Genomic DNA, 24,321 nt, shown 5'->3' with positions numbered 1-24,321 from the left:
GAGGAAGCCCTCTTCGGCACGCTGCCACAGCATCGGCAACCGGGTACGCGCGTCACGGACCAGCCGGGCCACATCCTGCACCGCCCGCTCGGACAACTGCAACCGCAACGCGATATCGACGATCACCGCACGCTCGGCCAGATTCGACCCCGCCCGGCCCTCGACCGACGTGTACACGTACGGGTGGCGCACCGCGGTATCGATCGCCTCGACGATACGACCCGCACGAAGAGCCAGACGACGATTCGCGTCCATATGGTCGGCCAGCGCAGCATCCAAAAGATGACCCAAGATCTCTTCGGCGGGCAGGCGTGCCGGTGTCATTTCTTCGGGATACGGGTCCTCCGCCATACCCTCGAGTATAGTACAAAGCTACGACAGGAGGAAGGGTTTGCCGGAGAAAGATTCGATCGGGTGTCCCTGTGGCAGGGCTCGCCACGCTATGAGTTCCAGGGCCGAAACGCTCACGGCAGGACGACGGTGCCGGGGTGTCGCCCATCGACGTCTTCGCGACCGCCGACGGAGCGACGCTGCGGCTGTTCGCTCGCGTGCGTGGACGATGGCCGGGTCGCGGCATCCGTTCTTCTGGTCCCGCTCGCGTCCGATGCGAGACCGTTGACACGCTGGGAAAACACTGGGAGCGTTTGGCGAGCAAGGATGTTCGCCCCCACGTTCATCCAGATCCAGCCAGGGAGATCACGATAATGCGGAAGAAGCCACTTGCACTGACACTCGGCGTGTCTCTGCTTCTGTCCATGGGTATCGCCGGCGGAGGCGCCGCGGCCCAGGAAGGCACGAGCGGTGTCGGCGCAGACGACCGCTTCGAGCCGAACGTCACCTACGACCTGTCGGTGTCAGGCGATGAGCGCGACAAGATCCACGCCGAAGTAGAGGCGCTCGCCGGTCTCGTGGAACGCGCCCGCGTGGGCGACGGCACCTACGACCCTCTCACCCTCGTGGGCGCGATGCTCGACGGCTCAAGCTACGACTCGATCTCGCGAGGCGGCACGGCCGCGACGGCGTACCCCTTCCCCGTCAGCAACACCGAGGCCAACCAGTACGAGTACGACCGGAAGGTCGCCAAGCTCGCCTGGGTCGTCAAACTGGCCAACGACCTCGGCTTCCCGGTGGTCGTCCAGCGACAGGCCGACAAGTACGTCTACATGGAGATCGGCGATCCGGATGCACCGGAGATGATCATGGCGCTGAGCCACCTCGACTCGCCGACCTCATCCGTGACGGCCGCGCAACTGGAGCGGTGGCGCGATGCCGACGGCAACCTCGGGATGGACGGCGCCTACCATTCGCCCTACATCCAGGACGGCTGGATCTACGGAGCGGGCATCCAGGACGACAGCGGCCCGACGCTGGCCACGCTGCTCGCGGCCAAGGCGCTCATGGAGGCCGGGCTTCCGCTGGATCGCCGCATCCGCATCGTGATGGGCATCTACGAAGACGGCGGCCCGGGAACTCCCACGGCGGCGAACACCGCCACCTTCCAGTCCATCCCGTACAACGCCAACCCGAGCTTCTACGACAACTGGGCCTACAAGAACCTCAACCGCGAGGAGATGCCGATCGCGGCATACACCTCCGACTCGCGGTTCCCGGTCATCGTCGGCAACTCCGGCTCGGTCACGCCCCCGGTGTCGATGGATCTGTCCGCTGACAGCGCCAAGGCGTTCCGGCTGACGGATGCCACCGCGGGGGTGACCCTGCGCGCCGGCGACCCGACGCTCAAGGACATCGCCTACGGAAGCACGACGCAGATCGCTTCGCGAGCCACCTTCACCCTCGACGTGGCCGGCGCAAGCGCCGCCGAGCGTGAGGGATTCGTCGCGGCGGTCACCGCGGCCGCGACGGCGAAGGGCTGGCTTCCGGCAGCCGCCGGCACCACCCCGAAGGTGCAGACCACGATCACGGGCGACTCGCTGACGCTCGAGGTCAACACCGACGTCGCGATGGAGATGCCGACCCCGCAGTACGGCAAGAACGCCGTCGTGTGGGGCATGTTCCTCATCTCCGAGGCGCTCGGGTCCCGCGGCGTCACCGCGGCGGACATGCAGCTCAAGAAGGCCGCCGAGGGCATCGCCGACCTGTTCTTCCGTGACGGCGTCGAGGGGGAGGCCTACATCGGCCGGTACATGGGGATTCCCGAGGCGCTGCTGCGCAATCCGAGCAACGGCACCCCGAACCTGACTTTCGCCCTCATGGCCAACATCAACTCCGAGGTGCCGCGGAGCTTCTACACGGCCGAGACGAGCAGCCTCAGCATGCCGATGTACGTGCGCAGCATGCACGTCACGGCCGAGGACTCCACTCAGGCGATGACGGCGGTCGCGGCGGCGTTCGAGTCGAAGGGCTTCACGATCGGCGCTCTCGGAGCACCCATCGGCGCCGGGCTGTACGTTACCCACGACAACCCGCTGACGGCTCTTCAGTACGGCAGCTACAAGGCCTCGATCGACCACGATCCCGCGGCGTTCGCGGACCCGTACGCCCTCCGGGACATCGTCTATCCGCAGGGCACGACCGGTGGCACTCTGGCGAGCAACTTCCGCAACAAGATGACCGCGTTCGGCGCGGTGATCCCGGGCAACGAGCGCTGGTGGCACACCGCCAACGAGCGGATGTCGCTGGATTCGGCCGTGCAGATGACCAAGATGATGGCCGACGGCATGCTCGAGATGGCCCGGTACACCGGGCCGGCCGGTGCGAAGTTCATGTGGGCGGACATTCCCGGACTGAACGCGGACCGCTCCGACCTCGACCTGCTCGACGTCACCATCGGGACCTTCCAGGACGCATCGGCTGAGGTCGGTGCGAGCCGGCTGGACGGCCGGGCACTGCTCGGCGCCACCTCGTTCAACATCCCGATGTGGGAGGGGCGCGGCAACAACACGCGGCCCGCGGCGGCGTTCGAACTCGGACACGCTCCGGGCGGGGTCTACCTCCCGCTCGACAACCCCGAGTACCTCAGCTCGACCTATGTCGCACCGATGCGGCTCGAGTTCAAGGTGGAGCGCCCCGATCACCTGTCGGATGCCGCGTGGGCGACCTTCGTGGACGGCGGGTACGGCGCCTTCGAGTTCAACGTCCTCGTCGGCGACGAGGTCGTGCCGCTGTCGGTTCCCGACGGGCAGAGCGCGGACACCTACTTCTCGTCGCGCACCTCGGCCACCAACCCCGACGCCGTCTACCTGTCGGTCAACCTCGCGATCACGGATGCCCCGTACTCCGGGGTGCAGGCTGTTCTCGCGGATTCCAAGACCGACCTGTACACGGTCAACCCGACGTTCCTCGAGACGAACGCCGACCCGTTCCCCGAACGCGGCGCCATCGAGCAGCGGGGATTCTTCCTGCTCGGTGACGGAGCGAAGAACGCGGAGTTCTCGTCGCCCGGCGCCGTGTACGTGACAGTCGACAACGCCGTCGTCGACGCCGAGCCGACGGCGGTCGTGAAGAAGCTGACGGGCGACACGAACGAGTTGACCATCACGGTGAACGAGACGCGCGTCGACGGCAGTGAGTCCTCTGTCACCGAGACGTTCACGATCGACAACAACGCCGCGGGCACGTACACGGTCGGTGAGTACAAGGTGTATGTCGACACGAAGGGCAACACCCAGGTGCGGGAGATCTACATCGTCGAGGGCGAGCTCGTCGGCGTCGATGTCGACGTGACGCCGCGGACGCTCGCGGGCAAGGTCTACCTCTCGGTCGAGGCGACCAACACGGCAGCGGTGCCGGCGGACATCGTGATCACCACGGCATACGGCAACAAGACGTTCTCGGCCGTTGCGCCCGGAAAGACGGTTGCGGTGTCGGTCAACTCCCGTATGGCGTCCGTGCCCGCGGGGGAGGCGTCGGTGAGGGCGAGCACGTTCGTGGACGGTGAGCGGGTGGCCGTGACGGAGACTGCTCCGTACGGGGCGTATCCGCCCGGACGCTGATCTCGCGACACCACCGGGGTGGGGATGCTCTGGCATCCCACCCCGGTGGTCCGCGATTTCAGACGAGCCGGCGCGTCGGCGACTCGCCTCGGGTGATCCGAGGGTGACGCGGAGGGTGATGTGGCTGCACGCGTTCATCACCCCGCTCCCACCATGCGCTAGACAAGAGTCACAGCGACGAGTCAGGGGTGATTCGACGTTCTGGAACGAACAGGTCCAAGGGGGGGACCTACGAGTCAGATTCGCAGATTCAGAGGAACAGATCAGTGGAAGCTACTGTGCACCGCTCGTGTGACCTATCGACCGCGCATTCAGCGAAACCGCCTGTCGAGCCGGGGGGTCTCCGAGAGGCCAGGTCGTGAACTTCAACGACCCCCAGCGGGCCGAAGCCGAACTGCGCCGGGCGATCGATTCCGGGAACGCGGACTCGATCGCGCAGGCGGCGACGTCGAACATCTGGCCGCTGTTCTCCGCGCACCACGACATGCTCGTCGCCGCCATCGTCGCGCTTCCGAGCGCGACGCTCGAGCGCCATCCCGTACTCAGGGTGCTGCATCCGATGACTGCCGTGCTCGCACAGACGACGCGTCCGTTCCTGCCCGTCGCGCCTCCCGACGATTCGCGCGCGATGCCCCCCGCCGAGGTCGATGCGCTCGTCGTCGCGCACATGATGGCGTGCCGGATGAGCGGGAACGTCACCGCTGCCCTGGGCTACGCGCGTCGTCTCGAGGATCGCATGATGCGCACCCGCGTCGAGGCTCGCGACCGGATGGACGGTCCGCTCTGGTTCTACCACCACCAGATCGGCACGACCCTTCTCGTCGCCGGGGACACCGGACGGGCCCTGCTCGAATTCGCGACGTCCCGCCAGCTCGGGTCGTTCTCGATGCAGCCCTATGCGGAACGCGTGGCCCTCGGCCAAGCGGCGGTGGCGCACGCCGTGCGCGGCGCGCTCGCCGAAGCGGAACGCGTCCTTTCGGATGCTGCGCGGATGCCGGCACCCTCGGCCGCTTTCAGGGCGTTGAGCGCGACATCGGAGCGGACCGCGGCAGCGCTCATCGCCGTCGAACGCATGTCGGACGACATGGACGACCGGCTGATGGAGCTCGAATCGTATGACAGCATCCAGATGACGTGGCCCTTCGCGCTCCTTGCGCGCGCTCGCGCCTTCCTCGCTCGGCAGCAGCCGGAAGACGCGCTCGAGGCGATCCAGCTGGCAGCGGGATCGCACCGCACCGATCCCGGCTCTTTCGCAGCGGAGGTGATCGCGGCCATGTCGATCAAGGCTCTCCTGGCGATCGGGGACATCCCCCGCGCTCGCAGCATGGCGAACGAGCGCCCCGACGCAGGGGTTCTCACCCGATTGGCGACCGTGCGCGTGTCGTTGCACGAAGGCCGGTTCGACGACGCCTCGCAGGCCCTCCAGTTCCTCGCCCGCGACCGCCGACTCGGACCCGCTCAACGCGCGGAGTCCGTGCTGCTGTCGGGATGGCTGGAGCTGGCGAGCACTCATGATCTCGGTCGCGACACGGCACTGCAGATTTGCCGGATCGCCCGGCGGGCCGACAACCGACGACTGCTCGCGATGATGCCGCGCCAGCTCGTCGATCACGTGCGGCAGCGGTTGTCGAGCGAGTCCGCGGCGGATTTCACCGCGGTGACCGCGGGTCTGGCGAACTTCGAGATGCGGGCTCGTCCAGCGCTGACCCGGGGTGAACTGCGCGTGCTGAACGCGCTCCCGATGAACGATTCGGTCGCGGCGATGGCGTCGAGCTTCCATGTGTCGCCGAACACGATCAAGTCGCAGCTGCGTTCGCTCTACCGCAAGCTCGGATGTTCCACGCGTGCCGAGGCGATCAGCGTGGCGCAGCGACTGAACATCCTGGAAGTCACGCCCGCGCCGGCCATCTCGGCGCGGGCATAGGCGGCGCCCGAGCGCGCACCGAGGTGAACGGAGGGTGATGCCGCGGATGACCCACCGGGCGAAATCTCCCACGGAGCCCGGGGACGGTGCCCCGGACGCGGGATAGTCTCCGGCTGACAGCAGTCGCGTCCCTCGCCGGACGAGATCCCCCACGAGCACCGGAAGGCCATACATGTCCGCCACACCCGACCGCGCCGTCACCGGCATCCGCATCGCTCTCGCCACCGGGGGGATCCGCGCCGTGTCCTACGGGCGCACCGCCGCGCGCGCGACGACCGGCGCGCGCGTCTAGGCGGCGGCACCGGTGTCTGCTCGCGAGGAGGACGACAGCGTCTTGCAGGCGCGGATCGCGCAGCTCGAGGCGGAGAACAGACGCCTGATCGAAGCGGATGCCGCGCGCTCGGCGCCCGGTCCGCGCCGAGGCCGATCGTGGCGGGCCTTCCTGTCCGCGATGTGCATCGTGCTGGCGGGATTGCTCGTGCCCGTGTCGATCGTGGGCGGCTGGGTGCGGGCGGAACTCGTCGACTCCGACCGGTTCGTCGCGACGTTCGGCCCGCTCGCGGAGGACCCCGCCGTCCAGGCGATGCTCGTCGCCGAGATCTCCGGAGTCATCGATGACCACGTCGACGTCGCTCAGCTGACCGACGACCTCTTCGATGGCGTGGCGACTCTGGACCTGCCGCCCCGGGCGCTCGCTGCCCTGGAGCTGCTGCGCGTGCCGGCCGCCGCCGGGGCGCGCGGCATCGTCGACAGCACGGTCACGCGAGTCGTGGAATCCGAGACCTTCGCGGACGTCTGGCGCACCGCGCTCGGCGCGAGCCACCGTGCGCTCGTCATCGCGGCGACCGGGGGAGCCGACGGTGGCCCGGTCACGATCGACGGCGCGGGCGTCATCGGCATCCAACTCGGTCCGATCATCGGCGAGGTCAAAGCCCAGCTGATCGATCGGGGTGTGACCTTCGCGAGCGTCATCCCGCAGGTGGACCGAACGATCGTCGTCGCGCAGAGTGACGCCCTCGTCACGCTCCGGCTCGTCTACGGCCTGGCCGTGACCGCGGGATGGTGGCTGCCGGTCATCGCTCTGGCTCTCTTCGCCGTCGGGGTGCTCGTCGCGCGCCGACGCACGACGGCGATCCTCGGCGTCGGCGTCGCGTCGGCTTTCGGAGGCGCGACGCTCGCCGTCGCGCTCGGCGTCGGCCAGCTCGCACTCGAGCTCGCGCCCTTGGAGGCCGGAGTGAGTACCGACGCGCTCCTGGCGATCTACGAACAGGTCATCGCCGCGATGCGTCAGACCGCCGTCGTCGTCGCCGTCGTGGGAATCGCCGCGGCGACCCTCGCCTGGAGCCAGGGCCGCTGGCGGGCCGCGACCTCGCTTCGCCGTCTCGTCGCCGCCGTGAACGCGTCCGTCCGGCAGGTGCTCGCACAGCGCTCGATCGGCTCGGGTGCGTTCGGAGCGTGGATGGACCGTCGCCGGGTGCTCGTCCGGACGATCATCGGGGCCGGGGCCGTGCTCTGGCTCGCCGCGCTGCGACCGCTCGGGATAGGCGACATCGTGGTGGTGATCGTCGTCGCACTGGTCGCCTGGTGGTTCTGCGAGCTCGCGCGCCGGCCGGGGACGCCCGAGATCGACGACCCGCTCGCGGCGTGATCTCGGCCCGGGCGGTCACGCCTGCGGTCGCCGCCAGCCCTTCGCCAGCACAGTGGCATCGCGACTGAGGCCGCCACCCAGCAGCATCCCGATCGCGATGGCGATGAGGGACCCGAAGGTCCGCAGGATCGTGCTGGTTGCTCCCGCCGTACCGGATGCCGCCTCACTCAGCCCGATGAAGCCCATCGACCCTGGCACGAGCACCCAATACGCGCACGTCAGCATGATCGCCGTCGACGCTGCGGGTGTGAGACGGCGGGCGAGGTACACGGCCGGGATCACGATGAGCGCGCCGATGAGTCCCGACAGCTCGGCCCCGACGAGCAGGTTGCCCAGCAGCTGCGCCGAGTGCGCGACGACGAGGGCGTACACGATCCAGATCAGAGACCCGGACGGCGCCGAGGAGAAGAGGTAGTAGCCCAGGCTCACGAGGAGGAGGCCGACCCACGGTGCCCAGGCACCCAGTTGAGCGGGAGCCGTGGTGATGGCGGGAGGCTCGCCGGCGACCGAGATGCCCGCGAAGACCCCGAAGGCGAGAAGGCCCAGCCGCGCGAGCCCGAAGACGAGCCGGCTCGCTCCGGCCATCACCTGGCCGGAGGTGAGTTCGACCGCGGCGATGGTGAGGGTGAGTCCCGGGAGGAACGAGACGAGCGACGGTGCGACGAGCCGCAACACGTCGTCGTGGACGAGCGGACGCACCAGCAGCGAGATCAGGAGGGTGACCGTGAAAGCGGTCGCGACGGGCAGGAGCAGCGAGAGCGTGGGGATGCGGGCGCCGATGAACACGATGGCGCCGACGATCACGCCGAGCACGACATAGACGGGCAGAGCGGTGACGGTGGGATTGAGCACCAGGCCGAAGCCGACGGTCAGGAGCGCATAGCCGATGACCGTCAGGATCGAACCGAATCGCGGCGGTGCGGCTTTGATCTCGGCGAGCGCCGCGACGACCTCTGCCGGCTCGGGCGCCTGCGCGAACGCGCGCTGGACGACACGCTCGACCGCGCCCGCCTGATCCAGCCGGAGGGGCTCCTGGTCGGCGGCGACGAATGCCATCTGCGCCGGAGACGTCGAGGGATCTTCGAGGAGCACGAGCGTCGGGAGGACGAAGATGCGCAGCTCGGGTCGTTCGTAGCGCACGGCGAGCTCCTGCAGCGTCACCTGGACATCGCTCGTGGCCTGAGAAGAGGCGAGCAGCGTCGCGCCGAGCTGCCCGAGCATCCCCGACACTCCGGCGTCTCGCTCCGCGGTCGCGTCGGCGCCCGCGTCGGGGTCGGCGGGACGCAGCGCGAGCAGCGCACCGCGGGCCCGGGCGAGGAACCCGGGTTCTCGCTGTCCGCCACGCGACATCGTCGACTCCTCAGCCGACCGGGACGGCGATGAGGCGGTGGCGGATCGCGACCTTGAGCGCCTCTTCGCGCGTCGAGCAGCCGAGCTTGCGGTAGATGGACTTCAGCTGCGACTTCACCGTGTTGGGGGAGACGTGGAATGACGCCGCGATGGCAGCCGTGGTCGGGTGCAGGGGGAGCGCGTTCAGGACGCGGAGCTCACCGGGGGTGAGCGCGGGTGTGCGATGGCTCTCGGTGTGCGTGAGCCCCGCCGTCGCGTCATCGAAGGCGGCGGCCTCCGGCTCCGGAAGGTCCGCACGGACGAGCGAGATCAGCTGCTGCGGCATCGTTGCGAGGAGCCGGCGGACATTCCTCTTCGCGGTGAGGCGCGCGATCTGCCGTGCGGTCTCGGGATCGACCGCGTCGGTGCGCATCATCTCGACCCACGTCGACAGCAGGAGCGCCTCGACCCGCTGCCCGGGCCCCAGGGTGAGATCGGCCGAGATCTGCCGCACACCCCGCGCGGCGAGGTCGAGACGCGAATCCTGCAGCGCGAGTCGAACGGACGCGATCGTCGTGAGGGTGCCGGCCTTGGCGTTCGTTCCCGCCACGCGCCGTGCTCCGGCCGCGTCTCCCGCGGCCCACAGCGCCTCGATGGTCGCCGAGTGGATGACATCGGACGCGAAGGATCCGTGCTGAGTGGGGTGCGCATCGCTCGCCAGATGAAGGGCTTCCAAGGCGTCGTCGGCGCGATGACGCGCCAGCAGCGAGCGCGTGCGAGCGAGGAGCGCGAACGGCCAGCTCAGCTCGATGCTGTCGTAGGACTCCAGATCCGCGAGCAAATCGTCGACGTCGTCCACCATCCGCTCGACGCCCACGAGCGCTGCCGCGGTGCGCTCGGTCATCGTGCTCGAGTTGACGTGCGCACCGGTCGGCGGCGGCTGGTGCACGAGCTCGGCCAGCGCGAGTTCGGCATCATCGAGCGACCCGCGCACGGCGTGCGCGAGGGCCGTGCGCCCGAGCGCCAGTCGTTCGGCATCCGCCTGAGGCGAGAGCCGTCCGAGCTGTCGCGCGGTGGCGAACTCGAGCAGCGCGCGTGAGGAGTCGCCCGCGGCGAGCAGGGTCGACCCGATCTGCTGGTGGTAGTACCACAGCGGTCCGTCGATGCGCTCGCGCGATTCGACCCGCACCTGCTGGATGCGCTCCTCGAGACGACGCGCATAGATGAGGGCCGCGGTGACATCACCGCTGAACCGGAACGCGATCATCTGCACGAGAGTGAGGATGTCCAGTTCGTCGGGGGACATCGATCGGGCGTCGTCGGGATAGATCAGCGGCTTGAAGGGACGCGTCGTCCGGGCGAGCACCGGTGTCATGCGGTGCACGATCCGCAGGACGGGATACCGGGCCAGGACCGAGTTCGGCAGGGCCTCGGTCGCGGCGGTCAGCAGCTCGAAGTGCGCGCTGTAGAGCGGCCACACGTTGGACATCGCCGCCCGCGCGATCGTCTCCGGCTTTCCGGACGCGATGGCGCGTCGCAACTCGGCTTCGGCTCTGACATCGTCGTGGAGGTTCATCAGGAGGCATCCGGCCGCACCACTGTTGTGCACATGCGGGCGGGCGCTACTTCTTGCGCGGGCGGAACCAGGGGAAGAGGGAACCGATCACGACGCCGGCGATGAGGACCGCGAGGAACCATCCCCAGGCGGGCATCGTGAACTGCAGGAACAGGAACCGCAGCGTCGCCGGTCCGACGTTCGAGAAGACGAAGGTCAGCGCAGCGATCGACAGGAGGATCGCGAGGATCACTTTGCCGTTCGCGGCGCGAGTCTCCTTCTCCGCCGCGGTAGTTTCCTTGTCAGGCATACGTTCTCCTTCTCGCCCTGCGATGAGCGTCTCGCAACGGACCCTATCCGCAAACGCACCTCGCGCACGATGGGGTGAGATGCGGGTGATCAGTGGGTGAGAGGCGAGATGACGGGCCGGGCGAAATCCTCTGGGATCCGGCTCGCGATATGAACGACGCGGAATAGTCTCGCCGGCATGACCCCAGGCACCAAGGCACCGCAGAGAATGATCATCCGCAACGTCCGCGTGTTCGACGGCGTGAGCGACACGACCCAGGACAACGTCGACGTCCTGATCGAGGGCGCACACGTGGTCGCCGTCTCGTCGTCACCCGTCGCCGGCGACGCGTCCGACGGCGTGCTCGAGATCGATGGCGGCGGGCGATTCCTGATGCCGGGGCTGAGCGATGCCCACGTCCACCTGATGGGCAACGCCAACAGCATGATGGAGTTCCTGCAGGGCCCGACCGGAGCCCTTTACGGCAACACGATCGCCGAGGCCAAGCGCATGCTGCTGCGCGGGTTCACGACGGTCCGCGACATGGGCGGCGACACCGCGCCCGTGAAGTCGCTCATCGACCGCGGCGTGTTCGAGGGGCCTCGCATCTTCCCGAGCCAGGCGATGATCTCCCAGACCTCCGGTCACGCCGACTTCTCGTTCGTGTACGACGTTCCGGAGGAGTTCGGCGGCAAGCCCAGCCGCACCGAGGACATCCACTTCACGCGCATCGCCGATGGTGTTCCCCGCGTGCTGGCCGCCGTGCGCGAGCAGCTCAAGCACGGCGCCAGCCAGATCAAGCTCACCCTCGGCGGCGGTGCGGCGTCGATGTACGACCCGCTCAACACGCTGCAGTACACGCCGGACGAGATCCGCGCCGCCGTCCAGGCGGCGACCGACTACGGAACGTATGTCGCGACGCACGTCTACACGCCGGCCGGAATCGCGCGTGCGATCGACGCCGGTGTGGCCTCGATCGAACACGGTCACCTGGCCGACGAAGAGACCATCAAGCGCATCGCTGACGCGGACATCTGGCTCTCGACGCAGCCGTTCGCCGAAGACGACCACCACTACCCCGACCCGTCGCGAGCGGCGAAGAACACCGAGATCTGCCACGGCACCGAGCAGGTGTACGAGTGGGCGAAGAAGTACGGCGTCAAGACCGCGTGGGGCACCGACCTGCTGCTCGAGCCGCAGTCGGCTCCGCGGCAGAGCGTCATGGCGGCCCGTCTGAGCGAGTTCTACACGAACGCCGAAGCGCTCAAGATGCTCACGTCGGGCAACGCCCAGCTCTTCGAGATGGCCGGTGAACGCAACACCTACCAAGGCGGCAAGCTCGGCGTCATCGCCGAGAACGGCTGGGCCGACATGATCCTCGTCGACGGCGACCCGCTCACCGACCTCTCGCTCATCGCGGACCCGGACACCAACTTCCGCCTCATCGTCAAGAACGGTCAGGTCGTCAAGAACACCCTCTGATCGGCCTGCTCGACGCCGACCGATTCTCGATATCCCCGCAATGTCAGGAGTGAAAGTGACTTCCAACACCAGCAAGGCGCGTCAGTCGACCAACATCGACCCGACGCTCGCCATCAACCCCGTCTTCGTCCGGCCCGGCGAAGCGACCGAGTTCGACAAGTTCGTCATGCCGGACGGCCCGAGCCTTCCCGAGACCGCCTATCAGATCGTGCACGACGAGGCGATCCTCGACGGCAACTCACGCCTCAATCTCGCGACCTTCGTCTCCACCTGGATGGACGACCACGCGCTGAAACTGTACACCGAGGCAGCCGACAAGAACATGATCGACAAGGACGAGTACCCCGCGACGGCGGCGATCGAGGACCGCTGCTGGCGCATGCTCGCCGAGCTGTGGCACGTCCCCGACACGGCCGACACGATCGGCACCTCCACGATCGGCTCGTCCGAAGCGTGCATGCTCGGCGGTCTCGCCCTGAAGCGCCTGTGGCAGGAGAAGCGCAAGGCCGAGGGCAAATCGACCGAGAAGCCGAACCTCATCATGTCGGCGGCGGTCCAGGTCGTGTGGGAGAAGTTCTGCAACTACTGGGACATCGAGCCGCGGTACGTCCCCGTCACGCCCGACCACATGGTGCTGGACGGCTTCGAGCTCGAGAAGTACGTCGACGAGAACACCATCGGCGTCGTGGCGATCCTCGGCCAGACGTTCACGGGGGCCTACGAGCCCGTCGAGGCGATCGCGAAGAAGCTCGACCAGATCCAGGCCGACACGGGACTCGACGTGAAGATCCACGTCGACGGTGCTTCGGGCGCCATGGTCGCGCCGTTCTGCCAGCCCGACCTGGTGTGGGACTTCCAGATCGACCGGGTCAATTCGATCAGCACGTCGGGTCACAAGTACGGACTGGTCTACCCCGGCGTCGGCTGGGTCGTGTGGCGCAGCCAGGCGGTGCTCCCCGAGAGCATGATCTTCCACGTCAGCTACCTCGGCGGCGACATGCCCACGCTCGCCCTGAACTTCTCGCGGCCCGGTGCTCAGGTGCTGCTGCAGTACTACCAGTTCCTGCGTCTCGGACGTGAGGGCTACCGCGCCGTCCAGCAGAACTCGATCGACGTCGCGACGTACCTGTCGAGCGAGATCGCGAAGATCGGTCCCTTCGAACTCATCAGCAAGGGCGACACGATCCCCGTGTTCGCCTGGGTCCTCAAGGACGGCTACACCGACAAGTGGAGCCTCTACGACCTCGCGGACCGCCTGCGCATGAAGGGCTGGCTCGTGCCGGCCTACCCCATGGCCGACAACATGTCGGACATGGTGCTCCAGCGCATCGTGGTCAAGGTCGGGCTCAGCCGTGACCTCGCCTCGGCGCTTCTGGCCGACATCAAGGGCGAGGTGGAGTTCCTGCAGTCGCTCACCGCGCCGCTTCCTCGCGAAGTGGCCAGCGGGTCCCACTTCCACCACTGATTCGACCGTGTGCGGGGAGGACGCTCGGCTGCGTCCTCCCCGCACACGCGATTCACCGACCGAAACACGGATGGAGAGACCATGACGACGGCGGCCATGACGGTGGACGTTCCCCGGCGCTTCTTCGTGCCGACCGTGACGAAGCAGTGCTGGATCTTCATGATCGGCTCGTCACTGTTCGCTGTGGGGTCCGCACCCGGACTCAGCGATCTGATGGGCGCGAGCGCATCGAACCTCTGCTATTTCGTCGGCGCCTGGTTCTTCACGACGGCGGGACTCATCCAGCTCTTCCTGAGCGGCGCCATCGCCGTCCCGGTGTCGTACGCGCCCGGACGGATGGTGCGTGCCGAGTGGCTCGCCGCCGCGACGCAGACGTTCGGGACGCTCATGTTCAATGTGAGCACGACGGCCGCCCTGCATGCGAAGACGGTCACCTCTCAAGAGCATCTCGTGTGGAATCCGGATGCCGGCGGCTCGGTCGCCTTCCTCGTGAGCGGCGTCCTCGCCTTCGTCGCGTACGCGCACCACGCGCGCCTGCTCGACCTGGGCAAACGCGCGTGGTGGTCGGTGCTGGTCAACTTCATCGGCTGCGTCGCGTTCGGCCTGTCGGCGGTGGGGTCCTACATCCTCCCCGGCGGCGACACGATCAACAACGCTCTCGCCAACGGCGGGACGTTCGTCGGCGCGATCTGCTTCTTCCTCGCGTCGCTCATCGTGCTGCCCCAGTGGAACCGCTCGGCGAACCGGGCGGCCGCACCCCGCGGGGCGGACGGCATTCCCCCGGTCATCCAGTGATCTCCGAGGGCCTTGCGACCGATCCGAAGCCGCGTCGCGCGCTCATCGACGACGAGTCCGCGGCGATCATCATCGCCGCCTCCGTCTTCGTCGTCTCCGCCATCGTGGCCGCGGTGGTGTTCTGGGGTCGTGAGCTCCCGATCGCCGGTCGCGGGTCGCTCGGCGAATTCGTCGCGATAGCGGGAGCGGTGGCGGCAGCCCTCGCCTTCGCGGGCGGCCGGTGGGTGGCATCCGTCCTCAAGATCGGGGGGATCCCCGGGCAGACCCGCGCGCGCTATCTGTGGTTCGATCTCGTGGCGCTCTCGGTCGCGCACGCCGCGATCGCGCTCCTGGGCTGGACCGGCATCGCGACGGTCCTCGAGCACAGCTTCATCGGCGCCACGGTCTTCACCACTCCCGCCGTCGTGATGGCCGCAGCCGCGACGGCGCTGAGCGGATACGCGGCGTATCTGTCGGGGCTGAGCCTGACGCCGCGCCAGCTGTCGCTCGTGCTCGCGCTGTTCCTCGCGGTCGGGATGATCACCGCGATGCTGAGCTCGAACGATCCGCAGTGGTGGCAGATGAACCTGTCGGCGCTCGGGATCACGCACGACATCTCCTCGCTGACGTTCAACCTGACCCTCATCATCTCGGGCGTCATCGTCACGACGATCGCGCGCTTCGGCACGGCGTCGCTGCCGGCCGAGACCGTGGCGGAGCGTCGTCGCCGTGCCGTCGTCCGCGCGCTGTTCGTACTCATCGGCGTCATGCTCGCGTGCGTCGGGGTCTTTCCCGTGGACCGCTTCTTCCTGCTGCACAACACCGTCGCGACGGGGATGGCGGTCGCCTTCGGCGTGCTCGTCATCGGTGCGCCGTGGCTGCTGCCCACGGTGCCGAAGACCTTCATCGTGCTCGGGTACGTCTTCGTCGCCGCCGTGGCGGGGCTGGCCCTGCTCTTCGCGGTCGGCATCTACAACCTCACGGCGGTCGAGCTCATCGCCGCCGTGCTGATCTTCGCGTGGATCATCCTGTTCCTGCGCAACGTGCAGACGAGAACCTGACGATGCTCGTCGTCCTGGCAGACCTGCTGACCATCGCGGTCGCGGTCGCCATCAGCCCGCTGGCGATCGTCGCCGTGATCCTCATGGCGACGGCGGGGAAGGGCCGCTCCAACGGCACGGCCTTCGTGCTCGGCTGCTACGTGTTCATGGTCGTGTTCGTCGGGGTTCTCGTGCTCATCGGTCGCGCCGCGGGAACCGAGGATGCGCATTCCGTCCCACGGCTGCTCGTCGACGGTGTCGAGATCCTGCTCGGCATCGCGCTGCTGACGATGGCCGTGCTGCAGTGGCGCAAGAGAGGGACGAAGGACACCCCCGGCTGGATGGACAAGCTCGACGGACTCACGGTCGGCAAGGCGTTCATCGTCGGCGTCCTGCTGTCCGGTCCGCTCTCGCCCAAGGACCTGCCGCTGCTCATCGCCGCGGGAGGGCGGATCTCCCAGGCCGACCTCCCCGTCGAGCAGATCGCCTCGGTCATCCTGATCTTCGCCGCGATCGGCATCACCGCGGTCGCGATCCCCTGGGTCGTGAGCATCGTGGCCCCGCACCGCGCCGAAGCGACGCTCGCCAAGCCGCGCGACTGGCTGGTCGCGAACCACGCCGTCATCGTGACCGTGCTGTTCATCATCCTCGGGTTCAAGCTGGTGGGCTCGGGCGTCGCCGACCTGGTCGGGTGATCGCCGGAATGTCCATCGAACTGCTCGTCGTCGCGGTGATCGCGATCATCGCGATCACCCTGACCTCGACACTGGCCGATCGCATCGGGGTCGCGGGGCCGCTCGTCCTCGTCGCCCTCGGCGTCGTCGTCAGTCTCGTGCCCGCGATCCCGGCGCTCAGCGTCCAGCCCGAGCTGATCCTGGTCGGTGTGCTCCCGCCGCTGCTGTACTCGTCGGCGGTGTCGGCTCCCGCGATCGAACTGCGGCGTGATCTGCGCGCGATCAGCGGCCTCGCGATCCTGCTCGTCATCATCAGCTCCCTCGTGCTCGGACTCTTCTTCGCCTGGGCGATCCCGGGACTGGGCCTTCCTCTCGCGATCGCGCTGGGTGCGATCCTCAGCCCCACGGATGCCGTCGCCACATCGATCGTCCGCAAGCAGGGGGCGCCGCGCCGGGTCGTGACACTGCTCGAGGGGGAGAGCCTGCTCAACGACGCGACGGCGCTCGTGCTCCTGCGCACGGCGATCGCCGCGGCCGCGGCGGGCTTCTCGTTCGCGGCGACACTCGGCGCCTTCGCCTGGGCGGTGCTGTCGGCCGTCGCGATCGGCGCCGTCGCCGGGGTGATCGCGCTGCGACTGAGGGCGTGGACGCGCAACGCGACGGCGAGCACGGCGGTGGGCCTGATCGTGCCGTACCTCGCCTATCTGCCGACCGACGCGGTCAACGGCTCGGGGCTCGTGGCGGCCGTCGTCGCCGGTGTCGTGTGCGGTCAGGGTGCTGTGCGCCGGCTCACACCGGAACAGCGGATCGCGGACAAGGTCACCTGGCGCACCGTCGAGTTCATCCTCGAGGGCGCCGTCTTCCTCGTGATGGGGCTCGAGCTCTACGGCATCGTCGAGAAGAACATCGCGGCGCACGAGGGTCTGCTGCACGGGGCGATGATCGCGGGCGCGGCGTTCCTGATCCTGATCCTGGTGCGCGCCGCCTATGTCTTCCCGATGCTCGCCTTCCACTCCTCGCGCATCAGGCGCGCCACGCGAAGGCGGCTGAGCACGGCGAGCGGCACGAGCCGGCGCGCGAGCGTGAAGCGCGCCGGGCGGATCCGTGCCGACATCGACTACTTCGATGCGTCACCGCTCACCTGGCGTCACAGCGTCATCGTGACGTGGGCGGGCATGCGCGGCGTGGTCACGCTCGCGGCGGCGCAGACGCTGCCCAGAGACACGCCCGAGCGCGAGCTGCTCGTGTTCATCGCCTTCGTCGTCGCGGCGGGAAGCCTGCTCCTGCAGGGCATGTCGCTGCCCGCGGTGGCGCGGATCGTGGGACTGGGCTCGTCGCCGCAGACGGGGTTGCCCCGTCGCGCGCTCACCTCGGTCAACCACGAGCTTCAGGATGCCGCGCAGTCGGCGATCGCGAACCGCGCGCTGCATCGCGAGAAGGGCGCCTTCCCGGAGAAGCTCTACGCGCATCCTCCGTCGCGCTTCCTCGCGGGCCTCGGGTCCGACGCCGAGGCCGAGGGTCCCGAGAGGCTGGAGTTCGAGCTGGCCCTCATCGGCGTCATGAGGGTGCGACTGCGTCAGATCGCGGCATCCGGTGCGCACAGCACGAGCGTCGTGCGATACGTGTTCGACGAGCTCGACGCGTACGAGATCAGTGTGCGGCTGCGACTCGAGAGCGAAGGGTGACAGACGGATGGACCTCACTTCCCTGCCGTTGGCGGGCATCGGACTGGCCGTCGCCTCGGCCGCGGTGCTCTCGGTCGGCAACCTCCTGCAGGCGCGCGGCGTGCACGCCATGGAGGAGCGGATGGACCGCGGCGCCGGCGGCTCGCGCACGATCCACCTGATCCGCACGCGCCTGTGGCTGCTGGGCGGCGTCCTCCTCGGCATCGCGATCCTCCTGCAGATGGGCAGCCTCGCGTTCGCGCCGCTCATCGTCGTGCAGCCCATCGGCGTGGCAGCCCTCGTCTTCACCGTGCTCATCACCGCGATCGCCGTGGGGCGACGGCCGCCGCCGGCCGTCGTGCGGGCGATCGTCGTGTGCGTCGTCGGGGTCGCGGCCTTCGTCACGGTGGCAGCCCTCGTGAGCACGCAGCACGCGATCACCGACGTCCAGCTCATCGCGGTCCTCGTCGTGCTCGCGGGAGTGCTCGTCGCGACGGGTGCCCTCCTGATCGTCGGCCGCGCCCGGACCGCTCCGCCGATCCTGTGGGTGCTTCTCGGCGGGGTGTACTCGGCGTTCGTCGCGACGCTCGGCAAGACCGTCATCCTGCGGGTCCAGACGGCGTGGCGTCACCGTGACTTCGCGATCGACGCCACGAACCTGCTCACGATCGGCTGCCTCGTGGGGATCGCGGTCGCGGGGGCCCTGTCGATCTACTTCGTGCAGCGGGCGCACGTGTCCAACCGGCCCGAGGTCGTCGTCGCGGGCCTGACCGTCATCGACCCGACGGTCGCGGTGGTCCTGGGGATCACGATCCTCGGCGAGGCGAGCGACGCACCGCTGTGGGCGGTCTTCGCGTTCATCGGCGCCGGGCTCGTCGCGGTCACGGGGGTGTTCGCCCTGTCCCGCGCCGAACGCCGCAGCGACATCGGCGAGGGGGCCCCTTCGTGAGGTCGTCGGCCTGCCGCGTCACCGACGACCGATGCCCGTGACGCCCGACGCCGCCCGGGGAGCACCCGGGTGGTTCCGGGCGCTCGCGCGCACGACGCCCGCGCCTCTGCAGTGGGATCGCGTCGTGCTCACCTCGATCGGTGTCGCCGCACCGGTCGGACTGGGCGTGCTGCTCGCGCCCCAGCATCCGGCGGCAATCGGGCTGGGCTCGCTGGCCTCGATGGGGGCGATGGCCACCTCGGTGATGGACCTCGGCTCGGCCGGAGCCGAACGCATCCACCGCATGGCCCTCGTGTCGGTCACCGCTGCGCTCGGATTCGCCCTGGGGACGCTCGTGTACGGGAACACCGTCGCGACCCTCGTCGCCGTGGTCGCCGCGACGCTGGTGTCCGGGCTCGCCGGCACGGTCAGCGCGACCGCGTCGAGGTCGGGACTGTACTTCCTCGTCTTCGCCGTCACGGCGGCCAACGCGGACTTCGGGCTCGCGAATCCGTGGGAGGCGCCGGTGGTGTTCTTCCTCGGCGCGGTGTGGCGGCTGAGTCTGACCACGGTCGTCGCCGCCGTGATCGGCGCCAATCTGGCACCCGAGAAGCGCGCCGTCGCCGCCGTGTACGACGCGATCGCGAATCAGCTCGCGGCGTCGGGCACCCCCGCCGCGGACGCGGCGGGGTCGAGGCTGACGAACGCGCTCAACAACGCGTACGACGTCATGATCGCGGCGCGCACCGCCGTCGCCGCGCGGGACGTGCGATGGCAGAACCTCGAGACGGTGCTGAACGCCTCTGCCCCGGTGGTGGATGCCACGATCGCCACGACGACGAAGGGGCTCGCGACCGATCCCGATGTCGTGACCTACGTGCGAGCGGTGGCAGCGTGGATCAAGGATCCGAGAGCGACCCCGCCCGCCCCGCCGTCGCCGGCGGGAGCGGGCGGGCCGGACGCCGAACGCGCGGCGCTCGCGTCGTCCGTGCGCTTCCTCGCCCGCGTGGTCGAACGGGTCGGCAGTGACGAACGGCGGCGGTTCGTCGCGGCATCCCGGGCAGGACTGCCCGTCGGGCCGTCCGTCCTGGAACGGCTGCGCGAGGCCGGCCGCACACTGGCGGCGGGCAGCGAGACGTGGCTCGCGATCCTGCGGCTCGTGCTGTGCATGGCCGTCGCGCAGGGGATCTCCCTCGTCCTGCACCTCGAGCACCCCTATGTCGTCATGCTCACCGTGGCGCAGATCATGAAGCCCGACCTGGGATCCGTTTTCGCACGGGCGATGCAGCGCGGAGCCGGCACGATCATCGGCGTCATCCTGGCCACGATCGCGACCGCGCTGATCCCGCACGACGGATGGCAGGTGCTCGCCGTCCTGGCACTGGCGGCCCTCATCCCGATCACCATGCCGCGGAACTACGGCCTCTATTCCGGCGTCAGCGTCTGTCTCGCCGTCCTCCTCGTCGAACTGCACGCGGGAGCGAGCGCGTCGCTCATCGAATCCCGCCTGTTCGACACCGTCCTCGGGTGCGTCGTCGTGCTGGCGATCGGATATCTGCCCTGGCCGTCGACGTGGCGCGCGCCTCAGCTCCTCGCGCAGCAGGTCGCCGACCTCGCCCGCGGCATGGCCGACTATGCGACCGTCGCCCTCGCGGATTCCTCCGCCGTTCGCCCGCCGAACGGCGACGGTCCGGCAGACCCGTCGATTCCCGGTCGCGCCCAGACGACCGCACGGCGCCAGACGTACCGCCGCATCTCCGATCTGCGCACGCGCATCGTGAGGTCGCTCGCCGAGCCCCCGGCGATCAGCGCCGCAGCAGCGTCGTGGACACCCGAGATCACGGCGCTGGAACGCGTGGCCGACGCGGTCACGGCCGCCGCGACGACGACCGTCGTCTCGGGCGCCGAGCTCGAGTCGCGCGATGTCGACCGCGTGCACGGGGCGCTGACAGACCTCGCCGCCGCGATCGCCGACGACCGTGCGCCCGGCGCGGACGACGTCCCCTCTTCCGGCGCGCTCGCCGATGTGGGCGACGAGATCAGGTCGGCGAGGGGCGCGCTGTCATTGCGCGTCCGGCAGCGCACGCACCACGTGCGTGCCGAAGCGTGACGAGGTCTCGAGGAGCCGGAACACCTCATCCGATGCGCCCACGACACAGACCTGCAGCACGCCGCTTTCGAACAGCTGGTGCATGAGCTCGTCGGTGAAGTCGGTCGTCACCGACTCCACCTCGTCGGCGACGAGTCTGAGCTCATCGGTGAACGCGAGGATGTGGGAGCGGCGGACGATCATCTCGGCGGCGGCCCGGGAGTCGGATGCTCGGGGGAGCGTGATCGAGTCCATTCGTCTCTCCTCAGGGGCGGTCGGAGCGAATCGACCCCGCTCCGGCTGCCGCCAGCCTAAGCACGGCACCGGGAACCGCCGCCGTCTCGCCAGCCGATTTCGCCCGCACCGTACCCCGGCCATCACCCTCGCCGACGAGCCGGTGCGGCAGGGTGATGACGGGGTGATCGGGGGAGTGCGCGGCGGGTGAAACCTGACGGAGTCACCGGGATGCGCCCCGGCGCGAAGTTAGAGTCTGGGGGTCACCGGGAGGTTCGATGTTCGAGGTCGTCATCACGATCGTGCTCGGTGCCGTCTTCGCCGTGGGTGCCGCCTGGGTCGCGCAGCACGTGCTCGGCACGCCGATCGGCTGGGTGCGGGCGATCATCTTCGTCGCGATCATCTATACGGCCACGGTCCCGATCGTGCGCGCTGCGCTCGAAGCCGGCGATGTCATGGTCGACGGACAGTTCGTGGTCTCCAGTCCGATCGGCGTCGTGTTCATCGCGGTGGCACTGGGCTGGCAGTTCGCCCTCGCGGTGACCGTCATCATGATCTCCGAGCTCTTCTGGCCGTCCGGGCGAGGGTGGCATCCGATCCGCGGGGTGAAGGAGCTCCTTCACCGCCGCAAGCGCATGCTGCGTTACGCGCAGACATTGCGGATCGCGTCCAAGCACGGTCTCAGCCTCTTCGGCAGCCACCGCAAGGGAGAGGACCAGGACGTCCCGGCGGCCGTCGTGGCCGCGATGAACGAGGCCGGGGTCACGTTCGTGAAGATCGGGCAGGTGCTCTCCACGCGCGACGACGTGCTTCCGAGCGAGTTCACGGATGCATTCGCGACGCTGCAGATGCAGACCACTCCCCTTCCCTGGGACGACGCGAAGGCGGCGATCGAGGCGGAGCTGCCGGGCACCATCGACGAGGTGTTCGCGTGGGTGGATGAAGTCCCGATGGCGGCGGCCTCGCTCGCTCAGGTGCACGCCGCGCGGCTGCATCCCGCGGAGGGCGAGACCGAGGGGGCGAATGTCGTCATCAAGATCCAGCGCCCGGACGCCCGCGCCTCGGTGCAGATCGACTCGGACATCATCGTGCGTCTGGCACAGCAGGCCGAGCGCCGGGCGGCGTGGGCGCGGGCCTACGGGCTGAACGCGCTCGCGGGCGAATTCGTGCGTTCCCTCAAAGAAGAACTCGACTACCGCATCGAGCTGGCCAACACCGAGCTGCTGCGCGACACGCTCGCGCGCTCGAGCGTCCGTGCGGTGCACGTGCCCGAGGTGTACCCGGCGCTGTGCACCGAGCGGATGATGGTGCAGGAGCGGATCGAGGGCATCCCGTTCTCGAACCTGGACGGCGGCCTTCCGGCCGCCATGGCCGACGCCGAGCCGCGCGAGCGAACCGAGGAGGAGCGGTTCGAGGTCGGCGACGTGGCCGGGACCGTCTCGTGGACGCGACCCGACCCGCTTCCCACGGCGCACGAGATCGCCGACGTCCTGGTCGACACCGTGTTCGAGCAGATCGCGGTCCGCGGGGTCTTCCACGCCGACCTGCACCCGGGGAACATCATCCTGCGCGCCGACGGGCAGATCGCCCTCATCGACTTCGGCTCCGTCGGCATCCTGGAGCGGAGCATGCGACGAATGCTGCTCGCGATGATGTCCGCGATGGGCGCCGAGGACGACATCGCCCTCACCGATCTGCTGCTGATGATCGCCGGCGAGCCCGCGGATGGATCGGAACTGGATCGGCGGGCACTGCAGCATGAGATCGGCGTCATCCTCACGCGCGTGCACAACGGGCGCACCGATGCGAGCATCTTCACCGAGGTGATCGACGTCCTGCGCCGGCACCAGCTCGCGCTTCCGCCCGCTCTCATCCTCGTGTTCCGCACGATCGCCTCGATGGAGGGCTCATTGCGCCGGCTCGTGCCCGACTACGACATGGTCGATCAGGCGCTGACTCGGACGACGTATTTCGCGCGGCTCGCGTTCGATCCGCGGGACATGCTGGCGGATGCCCGTGTGCAGCTGCAGGTGGTCGGCGAACAGCTGCGACGGCTGCCGCGACGGATCGAAGCGATCGGCGCGCAGTTCGAGAACGGCACCTTCGGCATGAGCCTGCGGATGTTCCGCGACCCCAACGAGCGCAGCTGGATCGCCTCGCTCGTCGGTCAGCTCACGACGGCGCTCGTGGGCGTCGTCCTCGTCATCGCGGCGGTCGTTCTCGTGGTGTTCGGCGGCGGGCCGCTGTTGACTCCCGACGTCTCTCTCTTCCCGTTCCTCGGTGCCGTTCTCGGTCTCGGCGGCATGCTACTGGTGCTCAGATCCCTGCGAACCGCACTCATGCGGGGCGATACGCCCGCAGGGCGGTAGCCGGAGGGTGTCTATCGCACGGGCGCTGCCGCATCGAGCGCGGCGGCCGCGGCACGTCGTCCCTCGGCGATGAGGCGCCCGACGTCGCGCATCGTCCACTGCGCCATCCGCTCCATCTCGGGTTGAACGAGCACGACACTCGGATCGCGCGCGAGATCGGCCGTCCGGGTGGCGGTGCGCATCATGCGCACGTTCTCCCACTTCGCGTGGAGGTGCACGACGATGACACGCTCCGCACCGAGCTGTCGCGCCGCCGCGTGCGGCACGTTGTCGACCATTCCGCCGTCGGCGAGCAGCTGGCCGCCGAGGCGCACGGGCGGGAGCAGCCCCGGCACGGCGATCGTCGCGCGCAATGCCGTGCTCAGCGGTCCGGTGTCGATCGTGACGGCACGGCGAGTGCGCAGATCGGTGGCGACGGCTCCGAAGTGACGCGGCAGGTCCTCGATGCGCGGGTCCTCCTGGAGGAGCCGCTGGATGGCATCGGTCACGACGTGCGAGTCCAGCAGCCCCCAGCGGGGCCGGAAGGTCCACCGGGCGACCCGACTCCAGCGGAAGGTCCGCGCGATCCGCTCGATGGCGTCGCCGTCGAGTCCCGCGGCGAAGGCAGCGCCCACGAGGGCGCCCGAACTCGTGCCGGTCACGATGCCAGGACGGATGCCGCGCTCCTCCAGCACCTGCAGAACCCCGACGTGTGCCGCACCGAACGCGCCGCCACCGCTGAGCGTGACGGCGAGCCGCGCATCGTCCGCGGCATCGCCTGTGTCGGGGATCACGTGGTGACCGTACCACCGGGCGAGCCGGGCACGGCAGAGTGAGAACCGGGTGATTCCGCGGGTGAGGAGCCGGGATGATTCCGCGAGCGTCGCGCACCGGCACGATCGGTAAGGTGCAAGCAGGAACGGAC

General features: G+C 68.9%; 18 protein-coding genes. 12 read left to right on the top strand and 6 right to left on the bottom strand.

The genetic code is table 11. The features are described from left to right. The coding region (locus ACFC3F_RS09215; RefSeq protein ID WP_376128753.1) for a hypothetical protein at nt 1-351 on the bottom strand (351 nt) is incomplete at its 3' end. A gap of 386 nt (nt 352-737) precedes the next feature. On the opposite strand from ACFC3F_RS09215, the gene ACFC3F_RS09210 reads away from it, so the two are divergent. From ACFC3F_RS09210 to ACFC3F_RS09200, 3 genes are all read left to right on the top strand, one after another. Further along, nucleotides 738-3,953 carry a M20/M25/M40 family metallo-hydrolase gene (locus tag ACFC3F_RS09210; RefSeq protein WP_376128751.1) on the top strand — a complete coding sequence of 1,072 codons (3,216 nt, stop codon included), beginning with the start codon at nt 738-740 and terminating at the stop codon, nt 3,951-3,953. A 358-nt stretch (nt 3,954-4,311) separates the two neighbouring features. Further along, the gene (locus ACFC3F_RS09205; protein WP_376128749.1) at nt 4,312-5,877 is read left to right on the top strand and encodes a LuxR C-terminal-related transcriptional regulator; all 1,566 of its coding nucleotides are present in this window, start codon (nt 4,312-4,314) and stop codon (nt 5,875-5,877) included. Nucleotides 5,878-6,181: 304 nt separating this feature from the next. After that, nucleotides 6,182-7,525, top strand: a complete 1,344-nt coding sequence (locus ACFC3F_RS09200; RefSeq protein WP_376128747.1) for a hypothetical protein — start codon at nt 6,182-6,184, stop codon at nt 7,523-7,525. Between the two features lie 15 nt (nt 7,526-7,540). Here the strand turns inward: ACFC3F_RS09200 and ACFC3F_RS09195 are convergent, their stop codons facing one another. Genes ACFC3F_RS09195 through ACFC3F_RS09185 form a run of 3 tightly spaced genes read right to left on the bottom strand, consistent with a single transcriptional unit; the run spans nt 7,541 to nt 10,719 of the window. Continuing rightward, entirely contained in the window at nt 7,541-8,875 is a 1,335-nt protein-coding gene (locus tag ACFC3F_RS09195; RefSeq protein WP_376128745.1) for a threonine/serine exporter ThrE family protein, read from the bottom strand. A gap of 10 nt (nt 8,876-8,885) precedes the next feature. Continuing rightward, nucleotides 8,886-10,430: a response regulator transcription factor gene (locus tag ACFC3F_RS09190; protein WP_376128743.1), complete on the bottom strand. Its 1,545-nt coding sequence runs from the start codon at nt 10,428-10,430 to the stop codon at nt 8,886-8,888. Between the two features lie 46 nt (nt 10,431-10,476). Further along, nucleotides 10,477-10,719, bottom strand: coding sequence for a hypothetical protein (locus ACFC3F_RS09185; protein ID WP_376128742.1), 243 nt, complete (start codon nt 10,717-10,719; stop codon nt 10,477-10,479). 177 nt (nt 10,720-10,896) lie between these two features. On the opposite strand from ACFC3F_RS09185, the gene ACFC3F_RS09180 reads away from it, so the two are divergent. The 8 genes from ACFC3F_RS09180 to ACFC3F_RS09145 all read left to right on the top strand — a co-directional run bounded on the left by ACFC3F_RS09180 (nt 10,897) and on the right by ACFC3F_RS09145 (nt 20,835). Next, the gene (locus ACFC3F_RS09180; protein ID WP_376128740.1) at nt 10,897-12,180 is read left to right on the top strand and encodes an amidohydrolase family protein; all 1,284 of its coding nucleotides are present in this window, start codon (nt 10,897-10,899) and stop codon (nt 12,178-12,180) included. A gap of 55 nt (nt 12,181-12,235) precedes the next feature. Then, a complete protein-coding gene (locus ACFC3F_RS09175; protein WP_376128738.1) occupies nt 12,236-13,645 on the top strand; it encodes a glutamate decarboxylase in 1,410 nt (469 codons plus the stop codon). A gap of 81 nt (nt 13,646-13,726) precedes the next feature. Continuing rightward, a complete protein-coding gene (locus tag ACFC3F_RS09170) occupies nt 13,727-14,440 on the top strand; it encodes a hypothetical protein (protein WP_376128736.1) in 714 nt (237 codons plus the stop codon). Then, nucleotides 14,437-15,480, top strand: a complete 1,044-nt coding sequence (locus ACFC3F_RS09165; protein ID WP_376128734.1) for a DUF998 domain-containing protein — start codon at nt 14,437-14,439, stop codon at nt 15,478-15,480. The genes ACFC3F_RS09170 and ACFC3F_RS09165 overlap by 4 nt, the downstream gene beginning before the upstream one ends. A 2-nt stretch (nt 15,481-15,482) precedes the next feature. After that, entirely contained in the window at nt 15,483-16,154 is a 672-nt protein-coding gene (locus ACFC3F_RS09160; RefSeq protein WP_376128732.1) for a GAP family protein, read from the top strand. Between the two features lie 8 nt (nt 16,155-16,162). Continuing rightward, nucleotides 16,163-17,818 carry a cation:proton antiporter gene (locus tag ACFC3F_RS09155; protein ID WP_376128731.1) on the top strand — a complete coding sequence of 552 codons (1,656 nt, stop codon included), beginning with the start codon at nt 16,163-16,165 and terminating at the stop codon, nt 17,816-17,818. A gap of 7 nt (nt 17,819-17,825) precedes the next feature. Then, nucleotides 17,826-18,746, top strand: coding sequence for a multidrug DMT transporter permease (locus tag ACFC3F_RS09150; protein ID WP_376128730.1), 921 nt, complete (start codon nt 17,826-17,828; stop codon nt 18,744-18,746). A gap of 31 nt (nt 18,747-18,777) precedes the next feature. Then, complete coding sequence (locus ACFC3F_RS09145; protein WP_376128729.1) at nt 18,778-20,835, top strand: FUSC family protein; 2,058 nt, start codon at nt 18,778-18,780, stop codon at nt 20,833-20,835. Here the strand turns inward: ACFC3F_RS09145 and ACFC3F_RS09140 are convergent. After that, nucleotides 20,788-21,069 (bottom strand): hypothetical protein, encoded by a 282-nt coding sequence (locus ACFC3F_RS09140; RefSeq protein ID WP_376128728.1) that lies wholly within the window; start codon nt 21,067-21,069, stop codon nt 20,788-20,790. The two genes, ACFC3F_RS09145 and ACFC3F_RS09140, sit on opposite strands and share 48 nt — an antisense overlap. Before the next feature lie 257 nt (nt 21,070-21,326). Here ACFC3F_RS09140 and ACFC3F_RS09135 point away from each other — a divergent pair, with 257 nt between their 5' ends. Beyond that, on the top strand, nt 21,327-23,417 hold the full coding sequence (locus ACFC3F_RS09135; RefSeq protein WP_376128726.1) for an ABC1 kinase family protein: 2,091 nt from the start codon (nt 21,327-21,329) through the stop codon (nt 23,415-23,417). A gap of 11 nt (nt 23,418-23,428) precedes the next feature. On the opposite strand, the gene ACFC3F_RS09130 is transcribed toward ACFC3F_RS09135, so the two are convergent. After that, nucleotides 23,429-24,190: a patatin-like phospholipase family protein gene (locus ACFC3F_RS09130; RefSeq protein ID WP_376128725.1), complete on the bottom strand. Its 762-nt coding sequence runs from the start codon at nt 24,188-24,190 to the stop codon at nt 23,429-23,431. Nucleotides 24,191-24,321: the final 131 nt, after the last annotated feature.

The organism is Microbacterium sp. NPDC055910 (genome assembly GCF_042271185.1).
In the GTDB taxonomy this organism is placed as follows: Bacteria; Actinomycetota; Actinomycetes; order Actinomycetales; family Microbacteriaceae; genus Microbacterium.
The sequence above is the reverse complement of the archived record's forward strand: the minus strand, read 5'-3'. Positions and strand labels throughout refer to the sequence as shown.